Below are 19,868 nucleotides of genomic sequence, written 5' to 3'. Positions count from 1 at the left end.
GATGACTAAAAGATTTGTTATTACAGGAGCAATGGGTAGTGGAAAATCTACCGTATTAAAATTGCTGCAAGCAGAAGGGTTCTGCGTAATTGAGGAGCCAGCAAGACAAATATTAGCAGAACAACGTAGCATTGGAGACGAGGGTGTACCGGAAAAAAATCCTAAGTTCTTTACACAATTACTATTGTCGCGTGCTATGTATCAATATAAACAAATGCAAAATCTTGATAGGGTTGTTATTTACGACAGGGGCATGCCTGACATTATTGCTTATGCTCGATTATTTAATCTGGATTATTTACCAGCTCAACAAGCTTCGAAATTATATAGATACGAAACGAATGTTTTTATCTTTCCAGCATGGGAAGAGATATATACTACCGATGATGAAAGAATTATGTCATATGAAGCAGCAAAGGAGTTCGGGATCGAAATTCAGAAGATTTATAAAGAATATGGTTATTTACTTATAGATGTACCATGTGTATCACCTTCAACACGTGCGCGATTTATTATAGAACGAGTAAAATAATATTATTGTTGATGGATAACATGGACGGAGTAAACACCTTTACACAATATGAGATACCAAGTCCCAACAGATATCCATTTTTGTTTTTGGGTTAATTAATAAGTTGTCGGGAATTCCGGTAGTTTGCATATAGGCCCTCTATGCAAACCAAAACCTTTGATGGATTAATCTTTTCAGATGGGACTATTTTTGTAGCTCCAAGCTAATTATCCGAGAAACTCCCAAAAACCATTTTTTCCATAACTATTTCAATCCTACTATTTTTATAGTAGGATCTACTAAAAAAATAGTAGGGTATATTCTATCTAGTTTCTGGAGAAAAAATGTCCACAAAAAAAGGGTCGCAGACTTTTGCCCATGATCGCCTCCTTACAGAGGTAGAGCTTGAATTAATGAATATCATTTGGGGTCTTAATAAAGTAACAATCAAAGAGGTTGTTTCACATTTGTCTAAAGAAAGGCCTTTAGCTTACACGACAGTGGCAACAGTAGTAAAAGTGCTTGAACAAAAAGGATTTCTTGAATGTCAAAAAAATTCTTATGCTCATGTTTTTGTACCTATTGTTACAAAGTCTGACTATGAAAGTACGTGTATTGATCATATGGTTGCCAATGTTTTTGATGGTGAGCCGGTAGCGCTTGTCCAAAGACTCTTGATGGCTAAAAAATTAGAACACGATGATATTCAAGCAATAGAGGAAGCGCTTAAACAATTAACCGCTACTGACAAAAAAGTAGAGGTGCTCTAATGTTATTCCTAGAAATTTTATTGAGTATCCATTGTTTACTCTTGATAAGCTCATGGCTGGTCGGCAGGCCTTGGCTTGCGAAACAACCTTCTTTTAAACTTAAATTAGCGCGTCTTTTATTAGTCAGTTGTGTGATTTCTCCATTAGTGGTTCATTGTATTAGTCATCGTGAAAAACCAGAACGGCTTCACTATGTATCACTTGATGCTCTGCAAGAGTATGTTAACCAACCTATCTTAAAGACAGAATCATTAGTATTTACTCCCGAATCATTACCTGCGTTAACAATTAGCAGCATGAGTTATTGCCAATTGTTTTATGTGATGTTTGGTTTATTGATTTTATTTCGTGTTTATCGAGTATTGAAGGGTTTAGGTAATTTAAGATTGATGTTAACTGAAGCAATTCCTTATCGAACTTCGGGCAAGCTTATTATTAAAGTGTCTCATCGCTGCCATATTCCTTTCTCAGTATATTTCTTTAACAAAGCTTATATCCTATTGCCAGTATCGTTATTTTCTTCTTCCAAGAATGTGAAGATTGCGATTGCTCATGAGGGGCAACACCACCGTAATGGGGATTGCTTATGGGCCTATTTTATTGAAGTCTTGCACATCATCTTCTTTGGGAACCTAGGTGTTACTCGATGGCGTAACGTTTTAAGCGAATTACAAGAATTTTCATGTGATGAAGTATTGGTTGGCCATCCAAAAATTTCGGCACATGACTATGGCCGCTGTCTGTTTGATGTTGTACAGACAGTATCTCAATGTTCTTTGTCATCTAGCCGAGAATTTGCATGCACGGTGGGTATGGCTTTGGGCAAACAAAACGAAGACTGTACTTTTATCATCAGGAGAATTTCAATGTTATCAACTTATCCACTCAATGCATCTAAGCCCTTGTTGTTAGGGATAGCATTTGCGGGGTTTTCTATCTTAGCACCAATCTGTGTTGCTTATTCAGCAGTAGGATCTTTGGCCAGTTCTAAGGCAAAAGAAGTCGATATGACCCATTTAGATCCTAAAATGCAACAGATTGCTGAGAAAGAAATTACAACGGCCGTCAAACAGTATCACGCGAAATCGGGGGTTATTGCAATAGCTGATCCAAGCACTGGAAATATTATAGCATTTGCTGAATCAAGTAAGCATAAACAGAACAGTTGGAAGTCACGTATTTTTTCACCTGGCTCTACGATAAAACCTTTTATTGCAGCAGCAGCAATCGATTCGGGTCATAGCTCTGAAACAAAGACCTATGATTGTCATTCACCTTATCACATAGAGGGAAAAACATTTACAGATCTCAATCCGAATGTTGGTTCCGCTTCCCTAAAAGAGGTTATCGCAAAATCAAATAATGTATGCCTTATTAAGGTCTCTCAAGAGACTGGAGCACCTGTAATTCGTAAAACACTGGCTGAATTTGGTCTTGACATGAATACCTGGTGGCAAACAAATCAAAATGAAAACTTACAGCTTGCAATGGCTTCAGTTGGTGAGAATGTACCGGTCACCATTGAATCTTTAACAAAGTCTTATGCCATTCTTGCAAATAAAGGACGCCGATTTGACGGAAGAGGTACTCCTGTTATTTCTGAAACAACCTCAGATTCAGTAACTCATATGCTTGAGAATGCTGTGACGAATGGTACTGGAAAACTCGCTGTTATTCCTGGTATTGCTGTGGCTGGTAAAACAGGAACAGTCGCAGAAAATATTAATTTTGCTAAGGGAAAACACCTTGCCCTGTTTGCTGGATACGTGCCAGCTAATGCTCCACGTTATGTCATGTTAGTCGTCATTGAAGAGGGTTATTTAAACAAAAATGGCAAGACTTTGACTGCAGGTGGAGAACTCGCGGCTCCTGTATTCCGTAACGTAGCGATAAATAGTCTGGATAGTGCAAATCGATGAGCAGCTTATAGGTGCGGTATGTCTTGCCGCACCTATATCGGTATGAATTGAAATGATGTTGGGTTGTTATGAAGAAAAGCATTGTATTTTTATATACCTGATTAATGAGTTGGAATAATAATTTACCTAAAAGTGTAAAAAAACGCTTGACCCTATTGTTGCTATATACCTTACCTTTGTATTTAAGGAGGGAACACGATGACTCAATGGTTCGTAAAAGACTTAAGCAAATTAACCGGTGTTTCGGTTCAAACACTGCATCACTATGACCGCATCGGTTTACTTACGCCTTCATTGCGACTAGCCAATGGGTATCGTGTTTACTCTGAGAAGGATTTATTGAAATTGCAGCAGATTATTGCTTTAAAGTTTTTTGGTTTTGAGTTGTCACAGATCAAAACCTTACTCACTGAGGAAAGTAGTGCGCTCAAACATTTTAACAGCCAAGCGCAGGTGTTAGAACAAAAAGCAGCCGCTTTGGCTGCGGGAGCTAAAACTTTGCGAAGCATTATTGATTCTGTTGACAATAATCAATCCATTCCGTGGGAAACTATTATTCAACTTATAGAGGTATATCAAATGACAGAACATCTTGAACATGGCTGGGTAAAGGAAATATTCACGCCGGATGAATTAAAGCAGTACGTAGAGTTTGAAAAGGAAATGAAAGCCAATGCAAGTCCTGATCAAAAGGCGGCGTTTGAAAAACAATGGCATCAATTATTGGATGAGCTAAAACAAAACCTGAAACAAGATCCCAACTCAACTATCGGTATTCAATTAGGAAAGAAATACATGGAGTGGGTTAATGGAATATACGGTAAAAAATATGCCCATCTAAGAACCAAAAAATGGGAAAAAGGGTTTGGGGAAGGAAAAGGTCTTGATGACATTGGTTTAACCCCGGAGATCATGGCATGGTTAGAGAAAGCTTTAGATGCTTATTGGAAAGATAGGCTTTATGGCATTCTTGAGCAAGTAGGAAAAAAATCTTCTTCTACCGTGTTAACACTTTGGAATGAAGCGCTGGATGATATGTATGGCGAAGAAACTTCACGGAAGTATGCCGTTTATGAAATCGCTTTAAATGATGATAAGGTCAGTCCAGAAGCAAAGGATTGGCTTAAAAATCTCTTAAGGTCTTAGAAACCAAAGACGGATCGGTATTATTTTACCGATCCGACCGAGCTAGTGTCTCATCACCAGTAAGCTCATCGCATTTTATCATGGTTTAATATTCCTATTTAGAGTTTTGCCTAATTTCATGGTTGTTCATGATATAAAGCAATTAATTCTTTACTCGAGGAACATCCTAAGGATTCCATCAATTTAGCAATCATTCCCTCGACTGTCCTATAAGAAACATGGGTTTCACGTGCAATTTCTTTAGCTGTTTTTCCTTGTGCAAGCAATTTGAGGTATATGGCTTGTTGTTCAGATAACTCAACTTTCGTGTGGAATTCTTTATGGTATAAGGTGAAATCTTTTTTCTCCAACATTGACTTTAGGTTTTTTTGGGGCAGCATTTTTTCATTTCCAAAAATAGCCTTCACAATACAACGCGTATGCTCTTCTAATTTGCCATCATCACCATGAATAGTCAGTATAGCCACCTCTTTGTATAAATTATCTCGCTCATCATGTAATTGATCAAAAAAATTGCACAAACTTGGTATAGGCAACAAATTTGCTGCATTGCGTGAAGTACGATCGATTTGAACTGGAGTACTCACATCCAAAAATACGGTCATTTCATCTCGCAATAATTGACGATTTTTTAAAGACAAAACAACGCTAGAATCAGTTGCCACGACAATGTACTCTTGGGTACAAAGGAAAGTTAATATATCGAACTGACATCCATAAAAAGCATCACTCCCGGGACCCCCGAGTATTTCAGACAAATGACGTCCAACATGAGGTTCTAATCCCAAATCGGCATCGACAAATTGCCACCCTAATGATTGGGCCACGGACTTTGCTAATAATCCTTTACCAGCACCATGATGACCAACAATAAAAATTCGTTGAGGTTGCTTCATTCTTACTATCTCCTAAATCCAAATGATGCAATAATTATACAAATAGCCCATAAATTGCATCAATACGTAGAACTACGTAAGTACACGAGTACAGGATTATTAGCTTTATCTAACAGAGAAATGAATTTTTGGAAAAATAGCAATGTTTTTCTCTTACAAGCATTCGCTTTAGAAGATACTCATTGCTAATATAATAAACAAAACATTGATAACAATTTCTACGAGTAAGTATTCTATGCCTAACTATCTGCACCTCACCTTAAAATCCGAACGACTTCAGTTAATACCTGTTTCACTAAAATATGCAGAAGATTTATGTAAAGAATTTACAGCTGAAATTACAGAGCATATGTGGCCAAGTGCTCCGAAAACACAAGAAGAAATTAACCAACATATTTCCGAACAGCAAATCAAAATGCAGATAGGTACTGAAATCGCATTAGTCATCATAAACAAAGCGAACCAAGATTTTTTAGGATATGCTTGCCTTCACCAAGCGAATACGAGCACACCCGAATTAGGCATTTGGCTAAAGAAAAGTGCACATGGATTTCACTATGGTTTTGAAGCAATGAATCTATTAAAAACCTGGGCTGAAACTAATCTGGTTTATGATTATCTAAAATATCCAGTTGTAAGACAGAACATTCAAAGTCGCAAAGTGGCCGAAAAAATGGGTGGTATCATTGAAGATCAATACATCAAAAAAAGTGAATCAGGTAAGTTGCTTGATGAAGTAGAATATCGATTTTATGGTACAACTATGCCGGATACAAAATCCAATGAAAAAATGAATATTACTGAAAGCTTAGTGCGCGAGCTCATTGCTCAACAATTTCCACAGTGGAGTCATCTACCTATTCAAGCGGTGAAAAATAGTGGTTGGGACAATAGAACCTTTCATTTAGGTACTGAAATGCTCATTCGCATGCCAAGTAGCGCCGAATACGCAGGACAAGTAGAAAAAGAGCAAACATGGTTACCAAAACTAGCCCCACAACTTCCTCTTCCCATACCAGCACCTCTTGTGATGGGAAAACCCAATGAACTGTATCCTTGGAAGTGGTCCATTAATCGTTGGCTTCCTGGAGAAACGGCAGCGGCTACCCCCATTAATGATTTGTCTGAGTTTGCACATGATTTAGCTCTATTTCTTAAGGCACTCCAAAGCATCAATTCAATGGGTGGACCTCTTGCGGGTCCCCAGAGTTTTTATCGCGGTGGTGATTTAGCAGTTTATGATTCAGAGACACGCAAAGCCATAGAACACTTGCAGGGCAATATAGACTCCCGTGCCACAACGGAAATTTGGGAAAAAGCACTATCCACCTCTTGGCAAAATCCACCAGTGTGGGTTCACGGTGATGTGAGTGTTGGCAATTTGTTACTTTCTCAAGGAAAATTAAGTGCGGTTATCGATTTTGGCCAACTCGCAATCGGCGATCCTGCTTGCGATCTTGCTATTGCCTGGACATTATTTAAAGGAAAAAGTCGGAATATTTTTTTAGAAACACTGAAGCTTTCCCCAAACACTTGGGCACGAGGACGAGCATGGGCTTTATGGAAAGCGGTGATGTATCTTGTTAACCAACAAACTGATATGAATTTTGAAGCAAAAAGAGCATTGCGCACGATTCATGAAGTGATAGAGGAGCATAGGCAATTATCATGAAGAATCCTCACATAGAATGGGCACTTAGTGTCCTAAACGATTTAGGGTATCAACTTGAAATCACGAAACCCGAAATAATTCTCAATACAGCCTGGTCAGAAGTGTGTCGCTTTCAAACGAATCTTGGATTGGTTTATTTGAAAAAGGTACCTGCTGCATTGTCATTAGAAATCAGCGTGATTCGGTTATTACAGAAACAATTCAATGCCCCTGTTCCACATATCTTGGCTCATAATCAGGAGCTTCACTGTTTTTTAATGCAAGATGCAGGCATCCCTTTGCATGATGTTTTTAAACAGGAATTTAAGCCCAATCTTTTAATTGATACCCTGCATCATTACACAATGCTTCAAATAAATTCTGCAGATAAAATAAATCTGTTTCTTGATTTAGGTGTCCCTGATTGGCGCCTGCAGCAATTGCCAAAACTTTATCACCAATTAATGAGTGAAGAAGAGTTGTTGATTGGAGACGGATTAACCCAAGAAGAATTAAAACAATTAAAATGTTTGGATGAGAAACTACAAATTCTTTGTGAACAATTAGCCAGTTTTAAAGTGCCTGATACATTTGGCCATGCCGATTTTCATGATAAAAACATTTTGGTGAATCCAAGCACTTATCAAACCACGCTGATTGATTTAGGCGAAGTGGTTATTACGCATCCTTTTTTCTCATTCGTCAATTGTTTATATCGGGCAACAGAACACTTAAAACTACCAAGTGATCAATATAGACAATTACAGGAAGCTTGTTTTAAAAACTGGCTGTCGTTAGAGTCATCCAAGCATTTGTTTGAAATCATTGCAATCATTGAACAATGTTGGTCTATTCATGCGGTATTGGGCGAGTATCGCCTAATTAAAAGCATCGACCCAATCGCATCAATGACATTGCGCCGACAAGGCCGATTTGCTGGAAAATTAAGAGCTTGGATAGAACAATAAGTCACTATTTACTGCCGAACTAATCGGATATTTTTTCTATCAAAAGCACTGTTTTTTGTGGAACGATAGGGGTTAATATCCAATCCTCCTCGTCGGGTATAACGCCCATAGACAGTTAATACTTCAGGTTTACAATAATTCATAATATCCACAAAAATCCGCTCTATGCATTGCTCATGAAATTCGTTATGGTTTCTATAGGAAACAAGGTATTTTAATAAGCCTTCTCTATCTATCTTTTTTCCTTTATAAGCAATTTGCACGCTTCCCCAATCCGGTTGATTGGTGACTAAGCAATTTGATTTTAAAAGATCAGAATACAACTGTTCTTCCACCAACACATCATGAACGTTAAGAAATGATGGCTCAACCAAATAGACAGAGCACTCTACATCGAGGTGATCAATGCACTCACCTGTCAGCATTTGTGATACTGCGTATTGTTTCGCTTGTTCCAAAGGATAAATTTTAACTAAAACTAATGCTTCAACACGTGCTTCTAAGTCTTTTTTAATCGTATTTTCTAACTCATCAATACTTTTTATCTTGGTGTTATTGAATGAATTAAAATAAAGTTTTAATGATTTGGATTCGATGAGCTTTGGTGAGTTACAATCATAAAAAATTTCACCAATCCCAACCATCGGTTTTCCTTTTTCGTTAAGCCAGGAGACTTCATAATGATTCCAGCAGTCAAAACCCACAAATGGAGGGTTGGCTGGATCAATGCCAATTTCTTGCCGCTTGCCCGCTCTGGGGATAGGATAGAGTCGATTGGGATTATAAGTGGAATCATAGTCCGATTTTTTACCTAACTCTGATTCATTAACGGATTGATATTTTTTTAATACAGCATCGCTCATAGTATTTAACTCCAATATTTCAATAATTTTTGCACTACTTTGCCAATTGATTGGCTGGTTTATTTCCAATTGGCTGGCAATATAGGTTAACAAGGAAGCAGCTTCATTTATTTTAATAGCCTTTTCACTCAATTCGCGTGCTTGAAGGCTCATTGATGCGGCTAGATTAAAATTCGGATTCCTGATGATTTCTTTGATGTTAGATAAAGAGAATCCAAGGAATTTTAAGGTGATAATTTGTTGTAAAATGAGCAAATCAGCTTCAGAATACAGACGATAACCCGAATCAGAACGCTTTGTTGGTTTTAACAAACCCACTTCATCATAATATTGCAATGACCGAATTGAAAGGGAGGTCATTTGGCTGATTTCTTTAATCTGATAATATTTCATCATCATCTCCTTAATTGAAGATTCTAAGCTGTCACGCAACGTGAGGGTCAATACTCATTAGAGAATTATTCAAAAAAATAAAAAATTTTTTGTTTCATGTTAAGATGTGCAACCTTATAGATAGATTTACTGCATAGTGGTTATTATGAGAACAAGAATTATCCAATTAACTCAAAATCATGGAGGACCGCTCCATTACCTCGGTAATAGGTACCTCACTCTTCCGGATTTGACTGGGCATATGTCCCCTGATAATAGCTGGTTGAATGAACATTTTTCTGTATTATTAGCGAATAATAAGGGTCAAAAGTACAAGAAAGCAATTGAACCTTTCGCAGGCTCTGCTTCTTGGAGCATGGCTGCAATGGAGGTCGGCATTGCAGAAAAATATATCATCAATGACAGCAATAAAATTCTGATTAACACACTTCAATTAATTAAAGACAACCCCGATCTTATCAAAGAATCCTATGCTGCATTAATAGAAAAATATGATGTCTCGTTATCGAAAAAAGATTTTTTTCTTGAGGTGATTGAGAATTACAACCGGGCAACTGACGATGAAGAAAAAGTATCGCTACTCCCTTTTATCATTAATCATTCATGGAGCGGGATCCTTTTTTACGATAAGAAACTGAACATTATCTACCGTGAAGGTGAGCTATTTGAAGGAAAAAAATCCGATAGATTTCTTGAGAAAGCGAACTTGTCTTTGGAACAGTTCTTGAGTGAAATTGACAGAGTTTCTAATTTACTTAATGCGAACCAGGTTACCTTCAAAAGTGGCGACTTTATGGAAGTGATTTCTGATGCAAAACTGGGTGATTTTGTGGCGCTGAACCCACCTTATCCAGAGAATGAACGTTCTACCTCCGAAAAAACAGGTATGTATACTGAGCTTTATTCACCTGAAAAACTGCATCAAAATTTGATGCAAATTATTCAACATCTTGAAAACCAAGGTATTCATTATTACATGACCTATGGATTCTATAATCCAAAATTTAAAGATTATACTTTACAGAATGAAGACCATCAGCCTATCAATTACTTTCGTGTCTTGGGCTATAAAAACTGTGCTTTTGGAATTGGTCTTGATCAGATGTATTTTACTTCCCAATTTTCAATTCCCAAAGGTGTAAACATATTCAAAGCAGAAGAGGTTTTTGGGAGCCAGAATTTAACACCTGAAGAAGCACTGGAACAGTTTCAGCAGATTTCCAAGATGAGAGATACTGAATTTAACACAATAGACATGGGCTATTAGATCTATATTTGATGTGTGCATTTGATAATTTAAGGAATAATTGTAAATGAGCTACCAATTAGAACTTGTTGTAGATACTAAGCTTCTAGAACAACAAGATAAAATTATTCGTGATGGAATAATAAATTTTAATGCTCCTTTTACAGGGACTAAGCCAGAGCGTTATTCAATCTATGCAAAAGACAATGAGAGTAATATTATTGGCGGAGCTATTGTTTTTGCTCATACGAATTCAATATACGTTGATGTTCTCTGGGTTAACGAAAAACACCGTGGTCTGGGTATCGGTGCTGAACTTTTACGAAGCGTTGAAGCCGAAGCAATTAAAAGAGGAATTCCAGCATCAACATTAGATACTTTCTCTTTTCAGGCCGAAGGCTTTTACTTAAAACAAGGTTATAAGCATTTGGGGACTATTAAAAACTATTTAGAAGGACACGATCGGATTTATTTTAGAAAACAATTATAGAAAGAATGGAAGTATAATCTCTATAAGAGAATTATGCCCCTAAAAAATAACAGAACTAATTAATCACCTGTACTCAAAACATCGAACTTTACTATTCGAACTAATCGTAAAAGTTCATAACTGGATTAGAAGGACCAGCGGACACGGCCATGTGAAAAATTTAAGGTTATAAATTTATAGCTCTTTAAATATCAAGCTCAGCAAGCTTGATAGATTTATTAGTATTATTCGATAATTTAATTTCAATAACTTTATTATTAATCTGGCCTATTATAAAGTCAGCACAGGGTTTTATAAATTCCCGTATATCATCCCAATTTTCCTTTTCTTCTCCTTTACAAATTGCTTTTGCCCTTTTCATAACTGGACGATATTTTTCAGGTAAGTGATCAATAGCCCAGTTTGCTGCAGCTGGTTTAGAGCGAATAGTATCACTCCCTACAGTACTCCAGATACGAGCAAATGTTAACAATACGTTACGAGTGTCGCTATTCAGTTCCGACATTAGATTTTGTAATGCATCTGTTGTAGCAATTATAAAATCCTTGTAAGGAACCTTGCAAAGTAATTGATCTGGATCGGCACCGAGTAATGTTTTGCTAGCTAATAAAACTTGAGTAATGAGTATAGCGAGATCAGGCATTTCTTTAGTTGGCCACGGTTCTATAATGCCACTTTCAAATTGTTTGCGAAACCAATCACCGTATTGAAAATCGAAGTTAGGTGGATAATGCCAAGGATTAATTTCTGCTTTCTCTACAATTGTCATTTCAATTGGTAATTTTGTGCTTTTCATATAAACACCAGAAATCTGAAGCAACTTGATAGCTAATTTAGTCTTTTCTTCATGTGTTGTAGATCGATCAGATACTACAAGTAAATCAATGTCGCTATATTTTTGTAATCCACCTAATATTGATGATCCAAACAGATATACACCAAGTAAGTCTTGTCCCAAAATTTCTTTTACTAAATTGAGACACTGATCAATTTGTCTTTCTGTTTCATCATCAAGCTTTAATGTTTTGAGATTTATTTCTTTTTTCATACTATATCTCATTTTTTAATCTAAGATGCATGTTTTTACTTCATCTGCTTGGTGTGTTGGCATGGCTATAAATCCAGCTGGTCCTAGAAGGGAAATGGGGGTAATTGACTCTTATCTTTAAGCCAAAATGGGTGATGCCACTCTTCATAGATTGAAACTGGCATATTGCTTTGCCTGAATTCGTCAAAAGAGAGATCGCAAAGAAACCATTTAAGAAATTCTGCGCAAGTTTTCGGACTAATTAATTGACCGGTCTGATAGGCCTCATCAAACATTTTGTGTAAATAAAACGAGGTTGTTTCTCTTAAAGTTTTTTGAATTTGTGTATCAACCTCACCAGGTATAACACAAGATACGCCAATATTATTTTCTGCCAACTCTTTTCTGGCAATAGCAGTCACCTCATCCAAACCCGCTTTACTTGCACAGTATGTGGAACTTTCTTTAAGTTTCAAAGTCGCAGCTCTTGATGTAACAAATAAAATTCGCGATGCAACCGGCATTTGTGATGCAAGAAGAGCAGTCAATTTCATTGGAGCTAGCAAATTAACCTGGAATACTTCATCAATGCTGTCACAATCGTATTGAGTTAGCGGGCGTGGTGGGCTTTTCATTCCTGCATTTTGCACTGAAAGATGAAGAGGTATTCCAGAATCTTTAATAACTCTTGCAACCAGTTCAATATCACTATTGCGAGTAAAATCTGATTGAATAGGTACAAAGCGGGGAAACAGTGCTTTTGTATCCTCTAAACTGCTCACATCCCGTCCAGTTCCATAGACAACCCACCCGTCACTTAAAAGAATTTTAGCCAGTTCAAGACCAATGCCATGACTGGCTCCTGTTACTAATGCTGCTTTATCACCATTGATGTTCATTATGAAGCTTTCCTTGAAACTTAAGTTAATTTCGCATGCTATGGTAATCAAAATTGGATAAGGTTAATAGATTAAAAATATTTACCGAAAACTTTAATGAGATTTAGTCCCTACACTACATTGCATAAACCTGGATTTTCTCATCTTATCCAGTAAAATTGAAATCCGCCTTATCGGAGTATTAAAACATGTTTGCTGTCATTTACCGGGCTTTTATTAGACCTGGGCTTGAGATGGAGTATCAAGAGGCTTGGCGCCAGGTTGCCTCCTATTTTGTACAATATCGCGGTGCGTTAGGTTCTTGTCTACATAAAACCAATGAGGGCATGTGGCTAGCCTATTCTCGTTGGCCTGATAAAGCCACTCGTGATGCTTCTTGGTCAGGAGAAAATACGCCATCAGAAATTTTGCCTGATGAGATTAGAAAAGCCGTCATAAAAATTCAAGATTGTATTGATGAGAAGCAGAAACTACCTGAGATAGGTATGGAAGTTGTGGACGATTTATTGTATACAAGCCAATTTCAGAAGGTATAACCCATGGGACAATCGCGTTGGAATTTAGAAGGTAAGAAAGCCCTTATTACTGGGGGTACTCGAGGAATTGGTCTGGCAATTGTTGATGAATTTCTCCAATTAGGTGCAGAGGTAGTTATTGTATCTAAAAATAAAGATAATCTTGAGAAAGTTATCAAGAATTGGAGTTCAGATGGTTACCTTGTGGATGGAATCGTAGCGGATCTCAATCAGGAAGAATCCTATTCCCATGTAATCAATACAATTACACAAAAATGGGATGTATTAGATATCCTCATTAATAATGTTGGAATCAATATTAGAAAGCCTGCTCAAGATTATCTATCTCATGAATTTGAAGAGATAATGAAAACTAATTTGACGTCAACGTTTAAATTGTGCCAATTAGCTTATCCCTTATTAAAAAAATCAGATCAAGGAAACATCGTTAATATCGCATCTATTTCAGGATTAATTGATGATGCGTCAGGAGCTCCTTACGGAATGAGTAAAGCAGCGATGATCCAATTAGGAAAGCATCTTGCGGTAGAGTGGGCGCGAGATAACATCAGAATTAATACTATAGCTCCTTGGTATATTGAAACAGAATTAACCAGGCCTGTTTTATCTAATCAAGAAAAACTGAATGCCATCACCTCCCGTACACCGATGCGCCGAGTGGGACAACCCTATGAAGTAGCAACTCTTGCTGCGTTCCTTTGTATGCCAGCAGCTTCTTATATTACAGGTCAATGCATCGCAGTAGATGGTGGTTTTTTGGCAAATGGTTTTGCTAGGCATGATTAAATTTAGCAGGTGATTTTCTATACCTCTGTGTAGTCAGCTTTTCTCACAATTTTTTTGCAATTAATTGAATTAATTCGGAAGTGTTTGCTTTGCCTTGAAAAATGGTAGGTAAAACCTGAAGAATCTGTTCGATACCAATATCCTGCTGTTCTATATCAGAACTGAAAGTTCGTTCTATATTGTAAACTAGCTAGTTGAGTCAGTTGACAAGAACGCCATAAAATGCGGTTTCCAAATGATCTTTATTAATTCTTACTCCAGCAGATACGTATGCTTTTAGCATTTTTATAAAGGCTTATTGAAAAACGGTGTAGTAATTCCACTCCAAATCAAGAGCGCAATTGATTATTTCATAAGTTGGATTGGGATTTCGTGTAACATGAAAATTTGACTGCACTGAAACACTCCTCTACTATCCGATACTGATTCAATAATTGCTCCGTTATAATGCCAAAAATAATTGCTGTCACAGGAATGGGCCTTTGTGGAAATGCAGTATTTTGTCGTTTAATTCGTCTTTTTGAAAAAATTAAAAATATTGAGAATGACTTTACTGTCTTGATATTTGAACAATATCCACAATATTTTGCCACGGGTTTTGCATATTCTATTGATAGCCCAGAATTCTGGACTTTAAATAATCCTGCTGATGGGTTCAAGTTTGTTTCTACTACTGAAAGCCTGACAGAATGGATGGCAGCCAATCCAGACTTACTCCGAATCTATTATCCGCAAGCAGACAAACAATATGTTCCGCGTGCTTTGGTGGGACATTATTTAAACAACCAATATAAAAAGCACAAAGCATTAGCAATATCATTAGGTATAACAGTCAATGAAATTTTTGCACCCGTTTCAGATATTTGTCAGCTACAAGAAGGAAATTATCAGATAACATGCGCAGATCAAACTTATATCGCTGATGGGCTTTTTCTAACAACTGGGCATTTAACCAATCATTTTTTTAATACTGTCGAGAATCAACCTGGTTTTCTCCGTTTTGAAAATACAGCTGAAAATCCGGATACATGGGATTTAGCAGATGACGTTTATATCCTTGGTGGTCAGGCTGCATTCGTTGATGCTGCACTTTGGCTAACAATGAAAAAAAATTACATGGGCCGAGTTCACAGCGTTACGCGAAGCCCTTCAATATTAACCACTAAAGGCAACACGGATGACTGTGACACAACCGCCCAACAGAAATTATCAAGCAGTTTACAAAAACGAACTCCAGGCAGTTTAACATTTCCTGAAGCCAAAATATTATTTTGGAATGCTTATCAAAAAGATGCCAGAGAACCGGTTGACTCTGCCCATCTCCCTGGCGCTACTGAAGCATTACGTTATCAAATGAATAAATTTGATCATCTGGCGGAAAATAATCCCATACCAGGTAATATTGATGAGCTACGAGCATTTATCAAAACTTTTTATTTTAGTGGTTGTTATACTCATATGTGGCAAAGCCTGAATGCTGAAGGCAAGGAGCAATTTCTAAAATACTTCTATTCTCTTTTAATGGCTTATTTGACTGGAATTACACCCGTGAATGCCAGAATCATGCTACATCTCTATGAAAAAAATAGAATCATTGAGCATCAAGGCTTGGTTTCTGTAAGCTATGATGAAGTAAATCACAGGTTCCTATTATTATTTGCATCAGGCGAAGTCTTGCATGCTACAACCCTGATTGATGCAACTGGATACCGCTACAAACCCGACCCCAATATTGTCAAACCCATGTTGTTAGATAAACTGGTGCAAACAGGCATAATCACTGCTAATCTTTATGGTGGCATCCATTTAACGGATCATTATCAAGTGATCGATGCACGTGGGAAAGTACATAAAAATCTATTTTGTGTAGGGCCTGTAGCAAGTTACAATCATCCTGTGCCTACACCCCATTCTTCATTTATGGTTTATCGTGATGTAGAGTTGGTGATAGACCATTTTGCCTCTACATTCAATACGACTGAAAATAGAATAACAGCCAATTCTAAGCCTGAATTTTCTCAATAAAGCGCTCCAGGTTTTCTATAATATAAAGCAGATTTTCATTTAACTTCCATACTTCGTCATTAGGTAAATTGCTGGTAGACAGGTTTTGCATCAATATTCCCTGCTTTTCTAATTCGCGGCAGGCTTTTTTGGCTTTTTCAGTAAGAAAAAAATGATAACGGCGCTTGTCCTGTTCACTTCGAACCCGTGTGACGAGCTGGTCTCTTTCCATCTTATTAAGAATATCAACAACAGTAGGTTGTTTAAGTCCCGCACTTTTTGTGAGCTCCATTTGAGTTTGACCGTCTTTTTCCCACAATCGAACCAAAAAAATAGTCTGACTATAGGTCACACCAAGTTCTTCGAGGTTAAGGTTTGAAACACGTTCAAACAAACGAGCTGCTTTTTTAATCAATACACCAGTATGTTCATTTAAATTAAAGGTCATAAATATTCCCCCTCCGCAATAATATATAGGAACCTATATATATTGACAAGTTCACATTCTATTAATATCATGGCCACGTTTTTGTATTTATAAAGGGATGTAATTATGTTCAAAAAAAGCTGTATGCTATTCATTGCTCTAGGGATTTTCAATGGTTTCGCTCATTCTTCTTATCCCAACCCAACTTTAGCTGTTATTGAAGAAAATGCTGACCGTATTAGTTTCTACAATCCCGATACAGGTGTTAGACAGGGTAGCTTGAAAATTGCCTTTCTTCCTCATGAAATTGCTGTGACAAAAGATGGAAAAACGGCTTATGTTAGCAATTTTGGTATCAGAGACTACGATAGTGGGTCTGGTGTACCAGGTGTATCAATCTCTGTCATCGATCTGCCAAATCAGGTGGAGAAATACCGGCTATTTACTTTTGATTCACTGGATAATAAGGATTATTCGGACATTGATAGCGCTCCCCATGGCGTTAAGTTACGTCCTCCTTTGGAGAAGCAACTCTATGTAAATGTGGAAAAAGGTGGCAAGATTCTCGTTTTTGATGTAGATACCAAAACTATAGTCAAAAAAATTGAAGTCAGTTCCAATACACATAACCTGTTTTTTTCCAATGATGGAAAAACTTTATGGTTAATGGCCGGTAAAGATGGTGTCATAAAAATGGATTCTGATTCAGGAGCTGTTACTGGAAGACTAACGTTGCCATCCGCTGTGCGGGGTTTAAAATATACTCCAGATAATCGTTCCTTAATGGTATCGGCTGTTAATCAAGTTGTCTTTATTAATCCAGATACCCTCGAAATTCAAAAACAATTAACCAATTTAAATCTGGGTCCCATTCTTTACTCCGATATTACACCAGACCAAAAATATGTATTAGCGCCTGCACCTTTTGATCATCAGGTTGCTGTGATTGATGTTGATTCAGGTCAAGTGATAAGACGATTAGTTACTGGCCTCAATCCCATTAATGTTCTGGTAAGCCCAGATGGGCAATATGCTTATGTGTCCAATGCGACTGATAAGCATCTATCTAAAATTGATTTGCATACTTTTGAACTTAGTTCTATTCCAACCCATGCCGGTCCCAATGGTTTGGCGTTCATCCCTGAATTTTCTCCAAAAACACATAAAAAATTGCGTATGGGTGTGGCTTTACCATTGACCGGAAAAGATGGTTCCAAAGGCCGTGAAATGCTAAGAGGTTATGAATATTGGAAAAGTACTGTTATAAAAGGTGGGGGACTTTTGATTGGCAATCAAGTTTATGACCCTGATATTGTTTATCTAGACAATGAATCTGATACAGAGAAGTTGAAAAGTTTGACGCAGGAATTACTCGCGCAATACCAAGTTCAAGTACTGCTATCTACCTATGGTATTGATACTTACAAACTTGAAAGAGAAATTGCAGAAGCAAAACAAACTATCCTCACTTCAGTGCCTGGCGAAGATATGGTTTGGAAACCGGATAATTTTGCACGAGGATATGATTATTTTGTGACAACAAATCTTTACGAAAAAGGCTACATTAACCAATACAACTTTAAACCTTCCTCATGGTCAGCTATGGCTTCTGTCATTGGATTGAAATTCCAAAATGCTTGTCAAACAGCAAATACTCTGGATTATCAACCAATAACAACTTTATTAAATGAAGGAGATTTTCATTTATTTTATCCCTAAATCGCATTACAAATTGGATTTGCTTTAACTTACCAATTAAGGATTATTTTATGAAACTCACTATTGAGAGTAGTTATTCTGAAATATGTGAAAGATTATCTCAACTGACAACACCGCTAATCTGCGATGCCTTACCCAGCGTACGCCTCATGGATTCAGATATTCATTCTTTTAACACTTCCCCGCAAACAAGAATTGTAGGGAGAGCCTATACGGTTAATTCTGCTCAAGATTCTTTATCTACCATGCAGGCTTTGGATGACTTGCCTGATTTTGTACTCTCTCTTGGTTGCGCTGATGAGAGAGTTCCCTTTCTACTGGTCATTGCCTCCTGTGGTACTAAGCTTGCTGTAGCAGGTGGAATGTGTGCAGAGGTAGCAAAAACTAAAGGATTTGGTGCCATTATCACTGATGGAAATTGCCGAGATGTTTCTGAAATCAAAGCAATCAATCTTCCTTTTTTTGCAAAGGGTCAATGTGCTAAGTCTGGAAATAAAAATAAAATTGGCAGTATAAGAAAACCAATAAATTGCGGTTCAGTTGAAGTAAATCCAGGTGAACTGATACTTGCTGATGAGGACGGTATTGTTGTCATGAGTAAAGAAGAGGCTGTCAATGTCATTAATAAAGCAGAAGATATCAAGGAAAAGGAAGCTGTTGCTCTCAATCGTATTCATAAGGGTGCTCGCTTTGATGAAATTTGTAATTTAAAAGAACACATGAAAAAGCTAGAAGAAGGTGAACCTTTTACCCTAAAACTGACTGTTTAATTAAGGAATGAATATCATGTTTTGCTACCTGAAAATGCTCTTAATGTTATTTGTTTTATTCATAGCTTGCACGGAAGTTATGGCAAAGAAAGCTGATTATGTTTTTAATCCAGATGATCCCCATCATAGTCTTTATATTCCTGATGCAACAAACAGATCACCTGCTATTATGTTGCTGCATGCCAGTACGGGCATTGAAAAAGTCAATTATGATTGGGCTAGTCGATTAAAAGAGCATGGATATGTGGTCTATATGATTGACAGCTTTAAACCGAGAGGTTGGGAAGATCGTCGTTCAGTGGGCTGGGAAAAAGCCACCCAAGCTCAACTTGATGATGTCGTTCCAGCTTATGAATATCTTAGGCAACTTCCTTATGTAGATCCTGATCGAATAGGTATTTTAGGATTCTCAATGGGAGGTTTCGATGTCCTGAAAATCATGGAGTCATCTCAACAAGATCCCAAGCCTTACCAACAAATTTCCTTTAAGGCAGCAGCTTCTTTTTACGGTGTATGCCATCGGCTTGAAGAAGGAGCAAAACTACGAGCAACCACTAAAATATTTATTGGGGATAATGACGATAGATCAACAACTCAGGATTGCATTCATTTAGTTAACCGAAGTACTGATAATAATCAAAATGTTTCTATTCAAATTTATCCAAACGCATTGCATGGATTTGATAACTTTGAGTTTCCTACCTCAAAAGAAGTGGTCGATGAAAAAGGAGAGCATTATCATATTGGTTTTAATGAAGCAGCAAGAGCACAAGCATTAAAAGACTTACCCGAGTTTTTTGATGGCTATCTCAAGCTAAGCCCTGGGAATAAATGAAATCAATGGTGT

At 37.3% G+C, this 19,868-nt stretch carries 19 protein-coding genes and 1 pseudogene; 14 read left to right on the top strand and 6 right to left on the bottom strand.

Translation table 11 applies throughout. The features are described 5' to 3' along the window. Position 1: 1 nt before the first annotated feature. From CC34_RS0115260 to CC34_RS0115245, 4 genes are all read left to right on the top strand, one after another. On the top strand, positions 2-532 hold the full coding sequence (locus tag CC34_RS0115260; protein ID WP_028379687.1) for an AAA family ATPase: 531 nt from the start codon (positions 2-4) through the stop codon (positions 530-532). Positions 533-855: 323 nt separating this feature from the next. Continuing rightward, a complete protein-coding gene (locus tag CC34_RS0115255; protein ID WP_028379686.1) occupies positions 856-1,281 on the top strand; it encodes a BlaI/MecI/CopY family transcriptional regulator in 426 nt (141 codons plus the stop codon). Further along, positions 1,281-3,200, top strand: coding sequence for a M56 family metallopeptidase (locus CC34_RS0115250; protein WP_028379685.1), 1,920 nt, complete (start codon positions 1,281-1,283; stop codon positions 3,198-3,200). The genes CC34_RS0115255 and CC34_RS0115250 overlap by 1 nt, the downstream gene beginning before the upstream one ends. Before the next feature lie 198 nt (positions 3,201-3,398). Then, on the top strand, positions 3,399-4,346 hold the full coding sequence (locus CC34_RS0115245; RefSeq protein WP_028379684.1) for a MerR family transcriptional regulator: 948 nt from the start codon (positions 3,399-3,401) through the stop codon (positions 4,344-4,346). A gap of 116 nt (positions 4,347-4,462) precedes the next feature. Here CC34_RS0115245 and CC34_RS0115240 read toward each other — a convergent pair whose 3' ends face one another. After that, a complete protein-coding gene (locus tag CC34_RS0115240) occupies positions 4,463-5,242 on the bottom strand; it encodes a shikimate kinase (protein WP_028379683.1) in 780 nt (259 codons plus the stop codon). Positions 5,243-5,477: 235 nt separating this feature from the next. Here CC34_RS0115240 and CC34_RS1000000116780 point away from each other — a divergent pair, with 235 nt between their 5' ends. After that, positions 5,478-6,914 carry a GNAT family N-acetyltransferase gene (locus CC34_RS1000000116780; RefSeq protein ID WP_050598243.1) on the top strand — a complete coding sequence of 479 codons (1,437 nt, stop codon included), beginning with the start codon at positions 5,478-5,480 and terminating at the stop codon, positions 6,912-6,914. Further along, the gene (locus CC34_RS0115230) at positions 6,911-7,861 is read left to right on the top strand and encodes a phosphotransferase (protein WP_028379681.1); all 951 of its coding nucleotides are present in this window, start codon (positions 6,911-6,913) and stop codon (positions 7,859-7,861) included. The genes CC34_RS1000000116780 and CC34_RS0115230 overlap by 4 nt, the downstream gene beginning before the upstream one ends. 8 nt (positions 7,862-7,869) lie before the next feature. On the opposite strand, the gene queF is transcribed toward CC34_RS0115230, so the two are convergent. After that, entirely contained in the window at positions 7,870-8,724 is an 855-nt protein-coding gene (gene queF, locus CC34_RS0115225; RefSeq protein ID WP_028379680.1) for an NADPH-dependent 7-cyano-7-deazaguanine reductase QueF, read from the bottom strand. 240 nt (positions 8,725-8,964) lie between these two features. Beyond that, a pseudogene (locus CC34_RS1000000117775) lies at positions 8,965-9,084 on the bottom strand (MerR family DNA-binding transcriptional regulator); the annotation flags it as partial. Positions 9,085-9,262: 178 nt separating this feature from the next. On the opposite strand from CC34_RS1000000117775, the gene CC34_RS01000000116675 reads away from it, so the two are divergent. Further along, positions 9,263-10,384: a DNA adenine methylase gene (locus tag CC34_RS01000000116675; RefSeq protein WP_231957895.1), complete on the top strand. Its 1,122-nt coding sequence runs from the start codon at positions 9,263-9,265 to the stop codon at positions 10,382-10,384. A 46-nt stretch (positions 10,385-10,430) separates the two neighbouring features. Continuing rightward, positions 10,431-10,853 (top strand): GNAT family N-acetyltransferase, encoded by a 423-nt coding sequence (locus tag CC34_RS0115215; RefSeq protein ID WP_028379679.1) that lies wholly within the window; start codon positions 10,431-10,433, stop codon positions 10,851-10,853. A 184-nt stretch (positions 10,854-11,037) separates the two neighbouring features. Here the strand turns inward: CC34_RS0115215 and CC34_RS0115210 are convergent, their stop codons facing one another. Further along, a complete protein-coding gene (locus CC34_RS0115210) occupies positions 11,038-11,901 on the bottom strand; it encodes an aminoglycoside adenylyltransferase domain-containing protein (protein WP_032833181.1) in 864 nt (287 codons plus the stop codon). A gap of 83 nt (positions 11,902-11,984) precedes the next feature. Further along, complete coding sequence (locus CC34_RS0115205; RefSeq protein ID WP_165481876.1) at positions 11,985-12,779, bottom strand: SDR family oxidoreductase; 795 nt, start codon at positions 12,777-12,779, stop codon at positions 11,985-11,987. Between the two features lie 188 nt (positions 12,780-12,967). Here CC34_RS0115205 and CC34_RS1000000117645 point away from each other — a divergent pair, with 188 nt between their 5' ends. From CC34_RS1000000117645 to CC34_RS0115190, 3 genes are all read left to right on the top strand, one after another. Continuing rightward, positions 12,968-13,315 (top strand): antibiotic biosynthesis monooxygenase family protein, encoded by a 348-nt coding sequence (locus CC34_RS1000000117645; RefSeq protein ID WP_028379676.1) that lies wholly within the window; start codon positions 12,968-12,970, stop codon positions 13,313-13,315. A 3-nt stretch (positions 13,316-13,318) separates the two neighbouring features. Further along, positions 13,319-14,101 (top strand): SDR family oxidoreductase, encoded by a 783-nt coding sequence (locus CC34_RS0115195; RefSeq protein ID WP_028379675.1) that lies wholly within the window; start codon positions 13,319-13,321, stop codon positions 14,099-14,101. A gap of 447 nt (positions 14,102-14,548) precedes the next feature. After that, complete coding sequence (locus CC34_RS0115190; protein ID WP_028379674.1) at positions 14,549-16,126, top strand: FAD/NAD(P)-binding protein; 1,578 nt, start codon at positions 14,549-14,551, stop codon at positions 16,124-16,126. On the opposite strand, the gene CC34_RS0115185 is transcribed toward CC34_RS0115190, so the two are convergent. After that, entirely contained in the window at positions 16,104-16,553 is a 450-nt protein-coding gene (locus CC34_RS0115185) for a MarR family winged helix-turn-helix transcriptional regulator (protein ID WP_028379673.1), read from the bottom strand. The two genes, CC34_RS0115190 and CC34_RS0115185, sit on opposite strands and share 23 nt — an antisense overlap. 105 nt (positions 16,554-16,658) lie before the next feature. Between CC34_RS0115185 and CC34_RS0115180 the strand changes: the two genes are divergently transcribed. Genes CC34_RS0115180 through CC34_RS0115170 form a run of 3 tightly spaced genes read left to right on the top strand, consistent with a single transcriptional unit; the run spans position 16,659 to position 19,856 of the window. Then, positions 16,659-18,251 carry a hypothetical protein gene (locus tag CC34_RS0115180; RefSeq protein WP_028379672.1) on the top strand — a complete coding sequence of 531 codons (1,593 nt, stop codon included), beginning with the start codon at positions 16,659-16,661 and terminating at the stop codon, positions 18,249-18,251. A 50-nt stretch (positions 18,252-18,301) separates the two neighbouring features. Continuing rightward, on the top strand, positions 18,302-19,021 hold the full coding sequence (locus CC34_RS1000000116775; RefSeq protein WP_050598242.1) for an RraA family protein: 720 nt from the start codon (positions 18,302-18,304) through the stop codon (positions 19,019-19,021). A 16-nt stretch (positions 19,022-19,037) separates the two neighbouring features. Continuing rightward, positions 19,038-19,856 (top strand): dienelactone hydrolase family protein, encoded by an 819-nt coding sequence (locus CC34_RS0115170; RefSeq protein WP_028379671.1) that lies wholly within the window; start codon positions 19,038-19,040, stop codon positions 19,854-19,856. Positions 19,857-19,868: the final 12 nt, after the last annotated feature.

Source organism: Legionella pneumophila subsp. fraseri (assembly GCF_000586315.1).
GTDB lineage: Bacteria > Pseudomonadota > Gammaproteobacteria > Legionellales > Legionellaceae > Legionella > Legionella pneumophila_B.
This window is presented reverse-complemented; position numbering and strand designations above follow the sequence as displayed.

Bases quoted from the DNA above. Each gene is read 5' to 3' on its own strand.
- CC34_RS0115260 (WP_028379687.1), top strand. From the start codon at position 2: ATGACTAAAAGATTTGTTATTACAGGAGCAATGGGTAGTGGAAAATCT.
- CC34_RS0115255 (WP_028379686.1), top strand. From the start codon at position 856: ATGTCCACAAAAAAAGGGTCGCAGACTTTTGCCCATGATCGCCTCCTT.
- CC34_RS0115250 (WP_028379685.1), top strand. From the start codon at position 1,281: ATGTTATTCCTAGAAATTTTATTGAGTATCCATTGTTTACTCTTGATA.
- CC34_RS0115245 (WP_028379684.1), top strand. From the start codon at position 3,399: ATGACTCAATGGTTCGTAAAAGACTTAAGCAAATTAACCGGTGTTTCG.
- CC34_RS0115240 (WP_028379683.1), bottom strand. From the start codon at position 5,242: ATGAAGCAACCTCAACGAATTTTTATTGTTGGTCATCATGGTGCTGGT.
- CC34_RS1000000116780 (WP_050598243.1), top strand. From the start codon at position 5,478: ATGCCTAACTATCTGCACCTCACCTTAAAATCCGAACGACTTCAGTTA.
- CC34_RS0115230 (WP_028379681.1), top strand. From the start codon at position 6,911: ATGAAGAATCCTCACATAGAATGGGCACTTAGTGTCCTAAACGATTTA.
- queF (WP_028379680.1), bottom strand. From the start codon at position 8,724: ATGAGCGATGCTGTATTAAAAAAATATCAATCCGTTAATGAATCAGAG.
- CC34_RS01000000116675 (WP_231957895.1), top strand. From the start codon at position 9,263: ATGAGAACAAGAATTATCCAATTAACTCAAAATCATGGAGGACCGCTC.
- CC34_RS0115215 (WP_028379679.1), top strand. From the start codon at position 10,431: ATGAGCTACCAATTAGAACTTGTTGTAGATACTAAGCTTCTAGAACAA.
- CC34_RS0115210 (WP_032833181.1), bottom strand. From the start codon at position 11,901: ATGAAAAAAGAAATAAATCTCAAAACATTAAAGCTTGATGATGAAACA.
- CC34_RS0115205 (WP_165481876.1), bottom strand. From the start codon at position 12,779: ATGAACATCAATGGTGATAAAGCAGCATTAGTAACAGGAGCCAGTCAT.
- CC34_RS1000000117645 (WP_028379676.1), top strand. From the start codon at position 12,968: ATGTTTGCTGTCATTTACCGGGCTTTTATTAGACCTGGGCTTGAGATG.
- CC34_RS0115195 (WP_028379675.1), top strand. From the start codon at position 13,319: ATGGGACAATCGCGTTGGAATTTAGAAGGTAAGAAAGCCCTTATTACT.
- CC34_RS0115190 (WP_028379674.1), top strand. From the start codon at position 14,549: ATGCCAAAAATAATTGCTGTCACAGGAATGGGCCTTTGTGGAAATGCA.
- CC34_RS0115185 (WP_028379673.1), bottom strand. From the start codon at position 16,553: ATGACCTTTAATTTAAATGAACATACTGGTGTATTGATTAAAAAAGCA.
- CC34_RS0115180 (WP_028379672.1), top strand. From the start codon at position 16,659: ATGTTCAAAAAAAGCTGTATGCTATTCATTGCTCTAGGGATTTTCAAT.
- CC34_RS1000000116775 (WP_050598242.1), top strand. From the start codon at position 18,302: ATGAAACTCACTATTGAGAGTAGTTATTCTGAAATATGTGAAAGATTA.
- CC34_RS0115170 (WP_028379671.1), top strand. From the start codon at position 19,038: ATGTTTTGCTACCTGAAAATGCTCTTAATGTTATTTGTTTTATTCATA.